15 protein-coding genes are annotated in these 14322 nt (G+C 73.2%); 5 read left to right on the top strand and 10 right to left on the bottom strand.

The features are described 5' to 3' along the window. Window positions 1-47: 47 nt before the first annotated feature. The 3 genes from ACF08D_RS00755 to ACF08D_RS00745 are packed head-to-tail and all read right to left on the bottom strand — an operon-like array spanning window position 48 to window position 1901. Window positions 48-812 carry a DUF3710 domain-containing protein gene (locus ACF08D_RS00755; RefSeq protein WP_392220212.1) on the bottom strand — a complete coding sequence of 255 codons (765 nt, stop codon included), beginning with the start codon at window positions 810-812 and terminating at the stop codon, window positions 48-50. A 1-nt stretch (window position 813) separates the two neighbouring features. Continuing rightward, window positions 814-1326 (bottom strand): dUTP diphosphatase, encoded by a 513-nt coding sequence (dut, locus tag ACF08D_RS00750; protein WP_392220210.1) that lies wholly within the window; start codon window positions 1324-1326, stop codon window positions 814-816. Next, the gene (locus ACF08D_RS00745) at window positions 1326-1901 is read right to left on the bottom strand and encodes a PaaI family thioesterase (protein WP_392220209.1); all 576 of its coding nucleotides are present in this window, start codon (window positions 1899-1901) and stop codon (window positions 1326-1328) included. The genes dut and ACF08D_RS00745 overlap by 1 nt, the downstream gene beginning before the upstream one ends. A 58-nt stretch (window positions 1902-1959) precedes the next feature. Between ACF08D_RS00745 and ACF08D_RS00740 the strand changes: the two genes are divergently transcribed. Continuing rightward, entirely contained in the window at window positions 1960-2526 is a 567-nt protein-coding gene (locus ACF08D_RS00740) for a DUF3093 domain-containing protein (protein ID WP_392220207.1), read from the top strand. A gap of 93 nt (window positions 2527-2619) precedes the next feature. On the opposite strand, the gene ACF08D_RS00735 is transcribed toward ACF08D_RS00740, so the two are convergent. The 4 genes from ACF08D_RS00735 to ACF08D_RS00720 form a co-directional block, all read right to left on the bottom strand. Next, complete coding sequence (locus tag ACF08D_RS00735) at window positions 2620-3537, bottom strand: hypothetical protein (RefSeq protein ID WP_392220206.1); 918 nt, start codon at window positions 3535-3537, stop codon at window positions 2620-2622. Window positions 3538-3549: 12 nt separating this feature from the next. Continuing rightward, a complete protein-coding gene (locus ACF08D_RS00730) occupies window positions 3550-3846 on the bottom strand; it encodes a DUF4193 domain-containing protein (protein WP_003955561.1) in 297 nt (98 codons plus the stop codon). 394 nt (window positions 3847-4240) lie between these two features. Continuing rightward, window positions 4241-5464: a sensor histidine kinase gene (locus tag ACF08D_RS00725; protein ID WP_392220204.1), complete on the bottom strand. Its 1224-nt coding sequence runs from the start codon at window positions 5462-5464 to the stop codon at window positions 4241-4243. A gap of 3 nt (window positions 5465-5467) precedes the next feature. Beyond that, on the bottom strand, window positions 5468-6121 hold the full coding sequence (locus ACF08D_RS00720) for a response regulator transcription factor (RefSeq protein WP_392220202.1): 654 nt from the start codon (window positions 6119-6121) through the stop codon (window positions 5468-5470). A 379-nt stretch (window positions 6122-6500) separates the two neighbouring features. Between ACF08D_RS00720 and ACF08D_RS00715 the strand changes: the two genes are divergently transcribed. Then, complete coding sequence (locus ACF08D_RS00715; RefSeq protein WP_392220201.1) at window positions 6501-6674, top strand: hypothetical protein; 174 nt, start codon at window positions 6501-6503, stop codon at window positions 6672-6674. Window positions 6675-6822: 148 nt separating this feature from the next. Here the strand turns inward: ACF08D_RS00715 and ACF08D_RS00710 are convergent, their stop codons facing one another. Further along, the gene (locus ACF08D_RS00710) at window positions 6823-7659 is read right to left on the bottom strand and encodes an inositol monophosphatase family protein (protein WP_392220199.1); all 837 of its coding nucleotides are present in this window, start codon (window positions 7657-7659) and stop codon (window positions 6823-6825) included. A gap of 10 nt (window positions 7660-7669) precedes the next feature. After that, entirely contained in the window at window positions 7670-8797 is a 1128-nt protein-coding gene (locus ACF08D_RS00705; protein WP_392221174.1) for a ferrochelatase, read from the bottom strand. A 251-nt stretch (window positions 8798-9048) separates the two neighbouring features. On the opposite strand from ACF08D_RS00705, the gene ACF08D_RS00700 reads away from it, so the two are divergent. Both ACF08D_RS00700 and ACF08D_RS00695 read left to right on the top strand, forming a co-directional pair. Continuing rightward, complete coding sequence (locus tag ACF08D_RS00700) at window positions 9049-10311, top strand: MFS transporter (protein WP_392220198.1); 1263 nt, start codon at window positions 9049-9051, stop codon at window positions 10309-10311. Then, complete coding sequence (locus tag ACF08D_RS00695) at window positions 10256-11599, top strand: D-arabinono-1,4-lactone oxidase (protein WP_392220196.1); 1344 nt, start codon at window positions 10256-10258, stop codon at window positions 11597-11599. Before ACF08D_RS00700 ends, ACF08D_RS00695 begins: the two co-directional genes overlap by 56 nt. 6 nt (window positions 11600-11605) lie before the next feature. Here ACF08D_RS00695 and ACF08D_RS00690 read toward each other — a convergent pair whose 3' ends face one another. Then, window positions 11606-12655: a hypothetical protein gene (locus ACF08D_RS00690; RefSeq protein WP_392220195.1), complete on the bottom strand. Its 1050-nt coding sequence runs from the start codon at window positions 12653-12655 to the stop codon at window positions 11606-11608. 466 nt (window positions 12656-13121) lie between these two features. On the opposite strand from ACF08D_RS00690, the gene sepH reads away from it, so the two are divergent. Continuing rightward, window positions 13122-14174, top strand: coding sequence for a septation protein SepH (sepH, locus tag ACF08D_RS00685; protein ID WP_392220194.1), 1053 nt, complete (start codon window positions 13122-13124; stop codon window positions 14172-14174). Window positions 14175-14322 lie beyond the last annotated feature (148 nt).

Genomic DNA, 14322 nt, shown 5'->3' with positions numbered 1-14322 from the left:
TACGCGGAGGGCGCTGCCGTACGCGGCCTGTCCGCCGTACGCGGGGCTCAGCGGACCTCGGTGATCTCCGGCCCGCGCTGGAGCTGGCCCATGCCGCCGGAGAAGCGGGACGACTCCTGGTCCTCCTGCTGGACACCCTCGGGCACCATCTGCGCGTCGTTCGGCAGCTTCAGGACGATCGGGTCGCGCGGGGCCATCGGGCCCTCGCCGCGGACGACGACGGTGTCCCGGAAGATCTGCTCCAGCAGGCCCGCGGCCTCCGGCTGCACCGCGCCCTGCCCGGAGATGACACCGCGCAGGAACCAGCGCGGGCCGTCCACGCCGACGAAGCGCACCAGCTGCACCCCGCCGGTGCCGTCGGGCAGCTTCACGGGCACCTGGGCCCGCAGCTCCCAGCCCAGCGGGCCCTCGACCTCGTCGATGACGCCGCCCTGCTGGGTGATGCCGGAGGCGATCTCCTCGCGGACCTCGCCCCAGATGCCCTCCTTCTTGGGGGCGGCGAACGCCTGCAGCTGGACGGCGCTGTCGCGCAGCACCACCGTCGCCGCCACGATCGCGTCGCCCGCGACCTCCACGCGCAGCTCCATGCCCTCGACCCCGGGCACGAACATGCCGCCCAGGTCGACCCGGCCCTCCTCGGGCCTGGTGACCTCGGAGACGTCCCACGGGCCGTCGGGCCGGGGCGCCGGCGGAAGGTTCACCCGGCGCGGCTCACTGTCCGCCGCGTCGTCAGTGCCGACCTCGTCGACGACCTGCTCGGCCTCGCCCGCCGCGTCGGCAGCGGCACCGCTCTTCTTGCGACGTCCGAACACGTCACTGTCCTTCCCGGTCGGATACGACCGAAGCGTATCGATTCCCACCCGTCCAGCCCTCCGTGGCGGCATGACCGCCGGTGGACCCGAAGCCCCCCTCGGCCCGCGCCGAGCCGGGAAGCTCCGCCACCTCGTGGAAACGGACCTTCTCGACCTGCTGAACGACCAGTTGGGCGATCCGGTCGAACCGCTCGAACCGCACGGTCTCGCGCGGGTCCAGGTTGACCACGATCACCTTGATCTCTCCACGGTACCCGGCATCCACGGTCCCCGGGGCATTCACGAGGGCCACTCCGCACCGGGCGGCGAGGCCCGAGCGGGGGTGCACGAAGGCGGCGTACCCGTCGGGCAGCGCGATGGACACCCCGGTGGGCAGGAGCGCGCGCTCGCCCGGGGCCAGTTCGGCGGCCTCGGTGGTGACGAGGTCGGCGCCCGCGTCGCCGGGGTGCCCGTACGACGGAATCGGCACCTCCGGGTCCACGCGGCGGATCAGGACGTCGACGGGGTTCTGCATCAGGGGTTCACCTCGAAGGCGCGGGCGCGCCGGACCTGGTCGGGGTCGGCCATCGCCGCCCGGATCTCCTCCGGACGGCCGTTGTCGATGAAGTGATCGACCTTGACCTCGATGAAAAGGGCGTCGGCGCGGACGGCCACGGGGCCCTCGGGGCCGCCGATCCTGCCCGTCGCCGTGGAGTAGATCTTGCGGCCGTGCACGGCGGTGACCTCGGCCTGGAGGTGCAGCAGCGTGCCGACCGGCACCGGCCGGACGAAGTCGGTCTCCAGCCGGCCGGTCACCGCGATGGTGCGCAGCAGCCAGTTGAGCGAGCCGAGGGTCTCGTCCAGCGCGGTGGCGAGGACGCCGCCGTGCGCGAGGCCCGGGGCGCCCTGGTGGTCGGTGGTGACCGTGAACCCGGCGGTGACGGTCACGCCCTCGCCGGCCCGCGCCTCCAGGTGGAGCCCGTGGGGCTGACCGCCGCCGCAGCCGAAGCAGTGCTCGTAGTGGGCGCCCAGCGGCTCGCCGGGGGCGGGCGCGTCGGGGTGCCGTACCGGCGGTATGGCGTCGGCCGGGGGCGTCAGTGCAGTGCTCACAGCGGGAGACCTTACCCGCGCGGGGGACCGCCGGTCGCGCCGTGCCAAGCTTGGGTGTATGCAGCCCTCCGCGACGGCTTCCGCCTCCGCCTCCGCACCTTCGTCCGAGCCTTCGTCCGCGACCGGCTCCGTACTTGGTTCCGTGTCCGCGTCCGTGCCGCTGTACGACGAGCGGCTCACCGCTCCCCGCTCCTGGTGGCTGCTGGCCGCCCTGGTGGGGGTGTCGGGCGCGCTGATCATGCTGCCGCTGGGCGTGCTGCCCATGCTGGCCGGCCTGATCGTCGCGGGCGCGCTGGCGATGGCGGCGGTCAGCGCGTACGGCTCCGCCCGTATCCGGGTGGTGGCCGGTTCGCTGGTCGCCGGGGACGCGCGCGTCCCGGTGTCGGCGCTGGGCGAGCCCGAGGTGCTGGACGCCGAGGAGGCGCGTGCCTGGCGGACGTACAAGGCGGACACGCGTGCGTACATGCTGCTGCGCGGGTACGTCCCGGGGGCGGTACGTGTCGAGGTCACCGACCCGGCGGACCCGACCCCGTACGTGTACGTGTCGAGCCGTGACCCGAAGGCCCTGGCAGCGGCCCTGACGGCCGTGCGCGAGGAGCGGGGCACCGGGGGTCCGGCGGCCTGATCGCGGCGCTCCGGCGCGCGTGCGGGGGCGTGTCCGGTGCCGCCGCGGGCGGCGGCGGGAACAGCCGCACGACGGGGACGGCCGGGCCGGCTGTCAGAAGCCGATCTCCTTGGGGTTCTGCGGCTGCTCCAGCGGCGGCAGGGCCGGCAGGGCGTCCCAGGGCACCTGGCGGCGGCGCAGGTCCTTGCGGATGTGCTCGGCGAGCTTTCTGGTGTCGCGGCGGTTCATCACGGCGCCGACCGCGGCCCCGACCATGAAGGGCGTCAGGTTCGGCAGGTTGCGCACCATGCGCTTCATGATCTGCTGGCGCAGCTCGCGCTTCATCCGGCCGCCGAGGGCGGCGTTGACGGTGGTGGGCTTGGTGACGTCGATGCCGCGCTCCTCCGTCCAGGAGGTGAGGTAGGCCATCGCGCGCTCCCGCAGATTGCCCGGGGGGCGCTGTCCGTAGACCTCGTGCAGCTCGGCGATGAGCTTCAGCTCGATCGCGGCGACGCTGGTGATCTCGGCGGCCAGCTCGGCAGGCATCGCCGGCGGTACGGGCAGCATGGCCGCCGCGCCGATCCCGGCGCCCACCGTGGAGGTGGCGTTCGCCGCGCCCGCGACGAGCTTGTCCGCGAGCTGTTCCGGCGTGAGGCCGGGGAACTGCTTGCGCAGGGTGTCCAGGTCCCGCACGGGTACGCGCGGGGCGTTCTCGACGATCCGGTCGGCGAGGTGGGCGAGGCCCGCCCTGGCGCCCTCGCGGCTCCTGGTCACGCCGCGCTTGACGGCGTCGAGGCGCCGGCCCTTGGCGGGGGTCCCGGCCGGCGTGCCCGCGCCCGCCCGTGCGGCTGCTTCGAGCGAGGCCGAGGGGCCCCGCTCGTCGTCACGCGCGCCGGGAGGGGGCAGGAGGGCGGAGTGCTCGGTGGACGCGTCGTGCGGTGCGTCCGGTACCGGGCCTGTGCCGCCCTGGTACGCCTCCGGCTTCCGATGGAGCCGGAAGCGTCGCTTCCGAGACGGGGTGTCGCCTGCCACGGCCGACGGACCTCAGTCGCAGTCGCGGCAGATCGGCTGGCCGTTCTTCTCGCGGGCCAGCTGGCTGCGGTGGTGGACCAGGAAGCAGCTCATGCAGGTGAACTCGTCCGCCTGCTTGGGCAGCACCCGGACGGCCAGCTCCTCGTTCGAGAGGTCGGCGCCCGGGAGCTCCAGGCCCTCGGCGGCCTCGAACTCGTCGACGTCGACGGTCGAGGTCGACTTGTCGTTGCGCCGGGCCTTCAGTTCTTCAAGGCTGTCCGAGTCGACGTCGTCGTCGGTCTTGCGTGGGGTGTCGTAATCCGTTGCCATGTCGCTCTCCCCCTCTGGGTGGTTGCGGTGTCTCCAGCGCACGTAACGCGTGAGAGGCCGGACTTGTGCCCGACCTGAGGCGGAGATTTTGCCTCACATCAAGGTCTGTTACTCAATCGACACCCAACCGGACCCCTCGAGAGTGATCGAGTTTGGATGGCGAACGGGACCGTACACGGTCCGGGAGCCGCGCCCGACAGGCGCCACCCCCTGTACTTCCCGTGATCCGACCCCCCGGAAACCCGGACTTTTCCTGGTTTTCCGGAGGAATTCTTGATCACGGAGAGTAGATGGCCGGATAGGGTTCCTTGTGATCGATCCCACAGGGAACGTCCCGGACGGAGTCCGGGAAATTCCGCGTGAAGCGAACACGATGGACGGCTCACCCTGCGTGTCACACCGGAAGCGTGACGCGCATGACGAGGCCGCCGCCCTCGCGGGGCTCCGCGATGATACGGCCCCCGTGGGCCCGCGCGACGGAGCGGGCGATCGACAGGCCCAGCCCGACGCCCTTGTCGCTGCCGGTACGGTCCTGCCGGAGCCTGCGGAAGGGCTCGAAGAGGTTGTCGATCTCGTACGCCGGGACGACCGGCCCCGTGTTCGACACCACCAGGACCGCCTGGCCGGGCCGGGTCTCGGTGGTCACCTCCACCCAGCCCTGGTCCACGTTGTAGCGGACGGCGTTCTGCACCAGGTTCAGGGCGATCCGCTCCAGCAGGACGCCATTGCCCTGGACGACGGCCGGCGCCCGCTCGCCGCGGATCTCCACACCCTTGGCCTCGGCATCGGCGCGCGACTGGTCGATGGCGCGCGACGCCACCTCCGCCAGGTCCACGGGCTTGCGCTCGACGATCTCGTTGTCGCTCCGGGCGAGCAGCAGCAGGCCCTCCACCAGCTGCTCGCTGCGCTCGTTGGTGGACAGCAGCGTCTTGCCCAGCTGCTGGAGCTCCACGGGCGCCCCCGGGTCCGAGAGGTGCACCTCCAGCAGGGTGCGGTTGATCGCCAGCGGGGTGCGCAGCTCGTGCGAGGCGTTGGCGACGAAGCGCTGCTGGGCGGTGAAGGCCCGGTCGAGCCGGTCCAGCATGTCGTCGAAGGTGTCCGCCAGCTCCTTGAGCTCGTCGTCCGGGCCGTCCAGCACGATCCGGCGGGACAGGTCCGTGCCGGCCACATTGCGCGCGGTGCGGGTGATCCGGCCCAGCGGGGACAGCACGCGGCCCGCCATGGCGTACCCGAAGGCGAAGGCGATCACGCTCAGGCCCAGGAGGGCGAAGAGCGAGCGGCGCAGCAGGTCGTCCAGGGCGTGCTGGCGCTGTTCGTTGACGCAGGAGTTCATCGCCCGGTTGAACTCGTCGGGGCCGGCCTCGACCGGGAAGTTGCAGACGTTGCTGGTCACCTGGCCGTTGACGATCTTGAAGGGCAGCTCGCTGCCGATGTGGAGCGCCTGGGCGGCCAACAGGTAGATGATCGACAGCAGGAGGATGCCGGCGATCAGGAACATCCCGCCGTACAGCAGGGTGAGCCGTATCCGGATGGTGGGGCGCAGCCAGGGGCGCACGGGCTCCCGGGGGTCCCAGGTGGGCTTGGGGGGCGCCTGAGGGGGCGCGGGGGTCGCGGCCACGGGTCAGATCCGGTAACCGGAGCCGGGCACGGTGACGATCACCGGGGGCTCGCCGAGCTTGCGGCGCAGGGTCATCACCGTCACGCGCACCACATTGGTGAACGGGTCGGTGTTCTCGTCCCACGCCTTCTCCAGGAGCTGCTCGGCCGAGACGACCGCGCCCTCGCTGCGCATCAGGACCTCCAGGACCGCGAACTCCTTCGGCGCGAGCTGGATCTCCCGGCCCTCCCGGAACACCTCCCGCCGGTTGGGGTCGAGCTTGATCCCGGCGCGCTCCAGGACCGGCGGCAGCGGTACGGTCGTGCGCCGGCCGAGCGCCCGGACGCGAGCGGTCAGCTCGCTGAACGCGAAGGGCTTCGGCAGGTAGTCGTCCGCGCCGATCTCCAGGCCCTCCACCCGGTCGCTGACGTCGCCGGAGGCGGTGAGCATCAGGACGCGGGTGGGCATGCCCAGGTCGACGATCTTGCGGCAGACGTCGTCGCCGTGGACGAGCGGCAGGTCGCGGTCGAGGACGACGACGTCGTAGTCGTTGATCCCGATACGCTCCAGGGCCGCCGCCCCGTCGTACACGACGTCGACGGCCATGGCCTCCCGGCGCAGTCCGGTGGCCACCGCATCGGCGAGCAGCTGCTCGTCCTCGACGACGAGTACGCGCACGGCGCTGTCCTTCCTCCCGAGCCCCGGTGCGGGGCCTGTGAGCCCGGACGGGGTGGCTGGACCCCCTGTCCGGGCACGTCTTTCCTACTGACTGTGCGTGTCCATCCTGCCCCGTACGCGCGTAAACCGGCTGTAAGGCGGACTGCGGGCGGACCGCGGGCGCGGGCGGGCGGGCCGGGGCGGTACGGGAATCAACGGAATTGGCCGCGGGGTTGAGGTTTCCGAGCGGGAGCCCTTGGGGAGGACGACTGCACACCTGAGATCACGCCCCGTATGTGGCGCGCCACGAAACGCTCTGTCTGCCAGAGGTGCTGTGCGTGATCACCCGACAACCCTCGGCACACCCCCGTGCCACCGACCCATGACGAGGGGGCGCACGATGGACGCTTTCACCGCTGGACTGCTTCAGCGCATAAGGGCCACGGAGACCGACCTCACACGGGCTCGCGAGACGGGAGACGACTTCCTGGCCGACGTCGAGCAGGCGGAGCTCGACGATCTGCACCGCCTGGCGGCGGAGCACGGTGTGGAGGTCACCACCGCGAACGCCTGACGGAACGAACGGGGTCGGCCCCGGCGACCCGCGGACTCCCGCGGAACGCCGGGGCTTTTCGTTCGCCCGGGGCCCGAGCGGCCGTCGGCGGGCCAAGCGGTCCCGGGACCAGGCTGTCCCGGGGCCGTGTGGCCCCTTGTGCGCCGCGCTAGTCGTGCCAGGCGCCGAAGTCCTCCAGGAGGGCCTGGAGCGGCTCGAAGACGCCCGGGGGCGCCGCCACCGTCAGCTCGCCCGTCGGGGGCGTCCCGGGGCGGCCGCCGGTCAGCGCGCCGGCCTCGCGGGCGATCAGGGCGCCGGCCGCCAGGTCCCAGGGGCTGAGGCCCCGCTCGTAGTACCCGTCCAGGCGTCCCGCCGCCACGTCGCACAGGTCGATCGCGGCGGAACCGCTCCGCCGGATGTCCCGGAGCCGGGGGATCAGGCGCTGGGCGACGTCGGCCTGGTGGGCGCGGACCTGGGCCACGTAGTTGAAGCCGGTCGACACCAGCGCCTGGTCCAGCGGAGGCGCGGGCCGGCACCGGACGGCCCGGCCGTTCAGCCGGGCGCCGCCGCCGAGGACCGCCTGGAACGTCTCGCCCCGCATGGGCGCCTCCACCACCCCGACCAGGGCCCGGCCGTCCCGTTCGGCGGCGATGGAGACGGCCCACGTCGGCAGGCCGTAGAGGTAGTTGACCGTGCCGTCCAGCGGGTCGACGACCCAGCGGATGCCGCTGGTGCCCTCGGTGGAGGCGCCCTCCTCGCCGAGGATGCCGTCGTCGGGCCGGTGCTCGGCCAGGAAGGCGGTGATCAGCTTCTCGGCGGCGAGGTCCATCTCGGTGACGACATCGATGGGGCTCGACTTGGTCGCGGCGACGCCGAGGTCGGCCGGGCGGCCGTCCCGCAGCAGGGCGCCGGCCCGGCGGCCCGCCTCCAGGGCGAGGGCCAGCAGCTCCGCCGCGAGCGGGTCCTCCGGGGCGGACGGGGGAGGCGTGTCGTGCGGATGGGTCACGGGTGGCTCCTCAGGCGTAGGGGCTGTCGGCGCCGGCCGCGGCGGGGCGCTCGGCGCGGGCCGGGCAGCAGCCGACGGGGCACAGGTCGTGCGAGGGGCCCAGCGCGCCCAGGGCGCACCGCTCGACCGCGATCCCCCGCTCGGCGGCGGCGCGCTCCAGCACCAGGTCCCGCACGGCGGCGGCGAACCGGGGGTCGTCGCCCACGGTGGCCGACCTGCGCACCGGGAGCCCCAGCTCCGCGGCCTTCGCGGCGGCCTCCGTGTCCAGGTCGTACAGGACCTCCATGTGGTCCGAGACGAACCCGATGGGCACCATGACGACCGCGGGGGCCCCGGAGCCGCGCAGCGCCTCCAGGTGGTCGCAGATGTCGGGCTCCAGCCAGGGGATGTGCGGTGCCCCGCTGCGCGACTGGTAGACCAGCTCCCAGGGGTGCTCGACACCGGTCTCGTCCCGGACGGCGTCGGCGATCAGCCGGGCGACCTCGAGGTGCTCCCTGACGTAGGCGCCGCCGTCGCCGTGCTCCCCGGCCGGGCCGGAGGTGTCGGCGGACGCGGTCGGGATGGAGTGCGTGGTGAAGGCGAGGTGCGCGCCGGCCCGCACGGACTCGTCCAGCTCGGCCAGCGACCGCAGCACGCCGTCGATCATCGGGCGGACGAACCCGGCGTGGTTGAAGTAGTGCCGCAGCTTGTCGACCCGGGGCAGCGGCAGGCCCTCCGCCTCCAGCGCGGCGAGCGCGTCGGCCAGGTTCTCGCGGTACTGGCGGCAGCCGGAATAGGAGGCGTACGCGCTGGTGGCGAGGACGGCGATCCGGCGGTGGCCGGCGGTGACCATCTCGCGGAGCGTGTCCGTGAGGTACGGGGCCCAGTTCCGGTTGCCCCAGAAGACGGGCAGGTCCAGGCCCGCGTCGGCGAAGTCCTTGCGCAGCGCGGCGAGCAGCGCGCGGTTCTGGTCGTTGATCGGGCTGACGCCGCCGAACAGGAAGTAGTGCTGTCCCACCTCCTTGAGGCGCTCCTTGGGGATGCCCCTCCCCCGCGTCACGTTCTCCAGGAAGGGGACCACGTCGTCGGGACCCTCGGGGCCGCCGAAGGAGAGCAGCAGCAGCGCGTCGTACGGGGCGGGATCGCGCTGATCGGACACGGGGTCGGACACGGGGTCGGCCATGGCATCGGACATGGCATCGATCCTGCCACCAGGCTCTGACAGCCGGAAAACCGCCGTGCGTCGTCACCCGTTCGGCCGTAAGCTGTGAAGGCTGCCCATACGCCTTACGTACCGGGTCGCGCACGCCCGTACGCCCCCGCACGTGCCCCCGTACCCCGCAGCTGTCCCCCCGCAACCCGCCACGCACTCCACGCGCGCGATGTACGCCTCACCGGCCGGAGAGTCCCTTGCCCAGTCCCTACCGCGCGATCTTCTCGGCCCCCGGAACGGCCGCCTTCTCCGCCGCCGGCTTCCTGGGCCGGATGCCGCTGGCCATGATGGGCATCGGCATCGTCACGATGGTCTCCCAGCTCACCGGCCGCTACGGCCTCGCGGGCGCGCTGTCCGCGACGCTCGCCGTCTCCGCCGCCGTCCTGGGCCCGCAGGTGTCCCGGCTCGTCGACCGGTACGGCCAGCGGCGGGTGCTGCGCCCGGCCTCGGTGATCACGGTGACGGCGGTGGCGGGGCTGCTGGTCTGCGCCCAGCAGGGGTGGCCGGAGTGGACGCTGTTCGTCTTCTCCGCCGCGGCGGGCTGTGTGCCGAGCATCGGGGCGATGACCCGGGCACGCTGGGCGGCCATCTACCGGGGTTCGGCGCGTGAGCTGCACACGGCGTACTCCTTCGAGTCGATCGTCGACGAGGTGTGCTTCATCTTCGGGCCGATCGTCTCCATCGGTCTGTCCACCGTCTGGTTCCCGGAGGCGGGGCCGCTGCTGGCGGCGGTCTTCCTGGCGGCCGGGGTGTGGTGGCTGACGGCGCAGCGGGCCACGGAGCCGCAGCCGCACCCGGCCGAGCACCACTCCCGTGGTTCGGCGCTGCGCTCCCGGGGGCTGCAGGTGCTGGTCGCGGCGTTCGTCGCCACCGGCACGATCTTCGGCGCGGTGGACGTGGTGACGGTGGCCTTCGCGGAGGAGTCGGGCCACAAGGCGGCGGCCAGCCTGGTGCTGGCGGTGTACGCGCTGGGCTCGTGCCTGGCGGGCGCGGTCTTCGGGCTGCTGCACCTCAAGGGCGAGCCGTCGCGCCGGTGGCTCGTGGGGGTGTGCGCGATGGCCGTGAGTATGATCCCCCTCCAACTGGCCGGGAGCCTGCCGTTCCTGGCCGTGGCGCTCTTTGTCGCGGGCCTTGCCATCGCGCCGACGATGGTGACGACCATGGCCCTCGTCGAGGCACACGTACCGCGCACTCAGCTGACCGAGGGCATGTCCTGGACGAGTACCGGGCTCGCGGTCGGTGTGGCGCTCGGCTCGTCGGCCGCCGGCTGGGTGGTCGACGCGCACGGGGCGGCGGCGGGGTACGCGGTGCCCGGCGTCGCGGGAGTGCTCGCGGCCGCGGTGGGGTTCCTGGGGTACCGCCGGCTGCGCAGGCCGGTGCCGACGCGGGAGGGGCAGGGGCGGCGTGACGAGCGCAAGCAGGACCCGGAACAGCCGGAGAAGCAGCAGCACGTGGTCTAACTGGGCGGGGAACGTGGTCTCCCGGCCGGTGCGGGAGGCGCGGCCCGCCTCGGTGGCGGAGCTGGCGGAGACGGTGCGGACCGCCGCCGAGCAGGGTCTGCGGGTCAAGACGGTCGGTACGGGGCACTCGTTCACGTCCATCGCGGCGACCGACGGGGTGCTGATCCGCCCCGACCTGCTGACCGGCATCCGCCGTGTCGACCGGCGCGCGATGACCGTCACGGTGGAGTCGGGCACTCCGCTGAAGCGGCTGAACGTGGCCCTCGCGCGCGAGGGCCTGTCGCTCACGAACATGGGCGACATCATGGAGCAGACGGTGGCGGGCGCCACCAGCACCGGTACGCACGGGACGGGCCGCGACTCGGCGTCGATCGCCGCGCAGATCCGGGAGCTGGAGCTGGTGACGGCCGACGGCCGGGTGCTGACCTGCTCCGCGGAGGGGACCGAGGAGGAGCGGGCGCTCTTCGCGTCGGCCCGGATCGGGCTGGGCGCGCTGGGGGTCGTCTCGGCCCTCACCCTCGCCGTGGAGCCGCTCTTCCTGCTCCACGCGCGCGAGGAGCCGATGAGCTTCGACCGGGTGACCGCGGAGTTCGACGCGCTGCACGCCGAGAACGAGCACTTCGAGTTCTACTGGTTCCCGCACACCGGGAGCTGCACCACCAAGCGCAACAACCGCAGCGCCGGGCCGGCCGCGCCGCCCGGGCGGGTGAGCGGGTGGGTCGAGGACGAGCTGCTGTCCAACGGGCTGTTCCAGGTGGTCAGCTCGGTCGGCCGGGCGGTTCCGGCGGCCGTGCCCGCGATCGCCCGACTCTCCAGCCGCGCGCTGTCCGCCCGGACGTACACGGACATCCCGTACAAGGTCTTCACAAGTCCGCGCCGGGTGCGGTTCATGGAGATGGAGTACGCCCTGCCGAGGGAGGCGGCCGTCGGCGCGCTGCGCGAGCTGAGGGCGATGATCGACCGGTCGTCGCTGCGCGTCGGCTTCCCGGTGGAGGTCAGGACCGCGCCCGCGGACGACATCTCGCTCTCCACGGCGTACGGCCGGGACACCGTCTACATCGCGGTGCACATGTACCGGGGGACGCCGTACCGGGCGTACTTCACCGCCGCCGAGCGGATCATGACGGCGCACGGCGGACGGCCGCACTGGGGCAAGCTGCACACGCGGGACGCCGCGTACCTCGCGGAGGTCTACCCGCGGTTCGCCGAGTTCACCGCGGTGCGTGACCGGCTCGACCCGGAGCGGGTCTTCGGCAACGACTACCTGCGGCGGGTCCTGGGCGACTGACCGGCCTCACCCGGTGGTCCCGCCGGCGCCGGAGGGCGCCGGGCCGGTGGGCGGGGTGGGGTCGGCGGGGGACGCCGGGGGTGTCGGGTCCGCCGGGTCCTGCCCGCCCGTTCCGCCGGAACCCTGCGTGCCGCTCGACGAGTCCTGGTCCCCGCCCTTCTGATCCCCACCCTTCTGGCCCCCGCCCTTTCCGGACGGCGTGGGGGTGGGGGTGGGCGTGGGGTCGGTGGAGCCGGTGCCCGGGTCGGTCGAGGGGTCGTTCGTCCCGCCGCCCCCGCCGCCGTCCCGGCCGGTGTCCGGGTCGGTCGCGCCGGGGGTCCCCTGCTGCTGGTGACGCTTGTCACGCTGCCCGTCCTGACCACCGGTCTGTGAACCGGGGTCGGGGTCGGGCCGCGAGCCCGAGTCGCCGCCGCGGACGACGCCGCTGATGGTGGTCCCCTTGCCCCCGCTGAAGTCCTGACCGGATATCAGCTCGTACGCCGTGATGCCGGCCATGGCCACGCCGAAGACCAGCGCCGCCGCCACGGCCGAACGTTTCCAGCCACGCACGCGTGTGCCGTACGTGGTGGCCTCGCCGAACACCCCGTGCGCGTCCGGCCGCGCCTCCTCGGCCTTCCCGGTCTTCCCCGCCCTGCCGGCACCCCGGAACCTCCGGACCTTCCCGGAGGCGCGGGTTCCGCGGCCGGTGGGGCGGGTCGCGGGAAGCGCCGCCTCGGTGACCCCCCGCACCCGCTCGCCCGTGCTCCGGAACACGTGCTGGAAGACCGAGCCGCCGCAAGTGGCGATGATGCTGATGACACCGGCGCCCAGGACGGTGCCGTACACCCCCATCTTCGACGCCAGTTTGGCCGCCACGACGGCCGCGACGGCGCTGCCCGCGACCTGGGCGGCGTTCAGGTCGAGCCGCCGCTTCCCGGGCTTCTCCGCCCCGTCCGCCCGCTCGGCCCGACCGGCCTGCCCGGTCTGCTCGGCCCGCTCGGCTCCGTCGTGCGCCCCTTCTGTCCGGCTGTTACGTGTGTACACCTTCTGATCCATCTCCGGCCTCGGTTCACCCATCTGTCCCAGCATGCAAGGAGAAGGGACTTATGGGCGAAGCGAATAGTTCCATTTCTGCGGATTCTGTGAAGGAACACACGTATGACGGCCGTTCAGGCAACTCAACTGCCGTACGCGGGGAGAACTTCGGCGGCGCGCCGGTCCACCCAGGTGGCCCGAATGGAGTACTGTGGCGAGCCCTGGGCCCCGTTCCCTTTCGGGGATCCGGGACCAACGGGAGGGGGCCGAAAACCGGCACTCGTCCGGCGGCGCCGCAGCACCGCACGGCAACCTGCTGTACGCAGTGACCAGGCCGGTCACCCTGCGTGGCAAACAGGTAACCGTGCCATAACGGCGTTCCAGGGCCCATGCCCGACACGCCGGGCAACTCGGCAAGGTTGTGGCAGGCTGCACCCGGGCAGGCCACACTCGACTAGCGGAAGCAGCGACGCAGGTGACGTCGGCAGGCACCACCCGGGAGGTCCCCATGCCCGAACTGCGTGTCGTGGCCGTCTCCAACGACGGCACACGACTGGTGCTGAAGGCTGCTGACAGCACGGAGTACACGCTTCCGATCGACGAGCGGCTGCGTGCCGCCGTCCGCAACGACCGCGCCCGCCTCGGCCAGATCGAGATCGAGGTGGAGAGCCACCTCCGCCCCCGGGACATCCAGGCGCGGATACGCGCGGGTGCCTCGGCCGAGGAGGTCGCCCAGCTCGCGGGCATCCCGGTCGAGCGGGTCCGCCGCTTCGAGGGCCCCGTCCTCGCGGAGCGCGCCTTCATGGCGGAGCGGGCGCGCAAGACCCCCGTCCGGCGGCCCGGCGAGAACACCGGCCCCCAGCTCGGCGAGGCGGTGCAGGAGCGGCTGCTGCTGCGCGGCGCCGACAAGGACACCGTGGTGTGGGACTCCTGGCGCCGCGACGACGGCACCTGGGAGGTGCTGCTGGTCTACCGGGTGGCCGGCGAGGTCCACTCGGCGAGCTGGACGTACGACCCGCCCCGCCGGCTGGTCCAGGCCGTGGACGACGAGGCGCGGGCGCTGATCGGCGAGACCGACGACGCGGTGGCCGTGCAGGAGCCGAGCTTCCCGTTCGTCCCGCGCATCGCACGCCTCCCGCGCGACCGGCCGCTGGACCGCGCCCTCGACCGGCAGATGGAGCGCCCGGCACCCGTCCCGGCGCCCGAGCCGGAGGAGGAGCCCGAGCGGGACTCGCTGACCAGCCTGCTGGAGGCGGTGCCGAGCTTCCGGGGCGACATGGTCGTCCCCGAGCTTCCCGCCGCCGACACCCCGGTGGCCGCCGAGCCGGACGACGAACCGGACGTGGAGGAGCCCCCGGCTCCCGCCCCGGCCGCATCGGCGGGCGCGGGTTCGGCGTACGCGGACGTCCTGATGCCCCGCGCGGTGAGCGGTCACCGCGACCGGCTGACCGGCACCACCGACCGCCAGGCCGAGGCGGACGGCGTCCGGCCGGGCCGCCGGGCGGCGGTCCCGAGCTGGGACGAGATCGTCTTCGGCACGCGCCGCAAGAAGCAGGAGTAGGCCGGACGTCCCCGCCCGCGTGACCGCGCGGACCGCGTGACCGCGCGGACCGCGTGACCGCGTGACCGCGTGACCGCGTGACCGCGCGGACCGCGTGACCGGGCAAACCGACATGCGGAGTACCGGGCGGGGGCACCGGCCGGGTGTG

This window comes from Streptomyces sp. NPDC015131, from assembly GCF_043079975.1.
In the GTDB taxonomy this organism is placed as follows: Bacteria; Actinomycetota; Actinomycetes; order Streptomycetales; family Streptomycetaceae; genus Streptomyces.
Note: the sequence above shows the minus strand (reverse complement) of the source record. Positions and strands in the feature narration are given on the sequence as shown.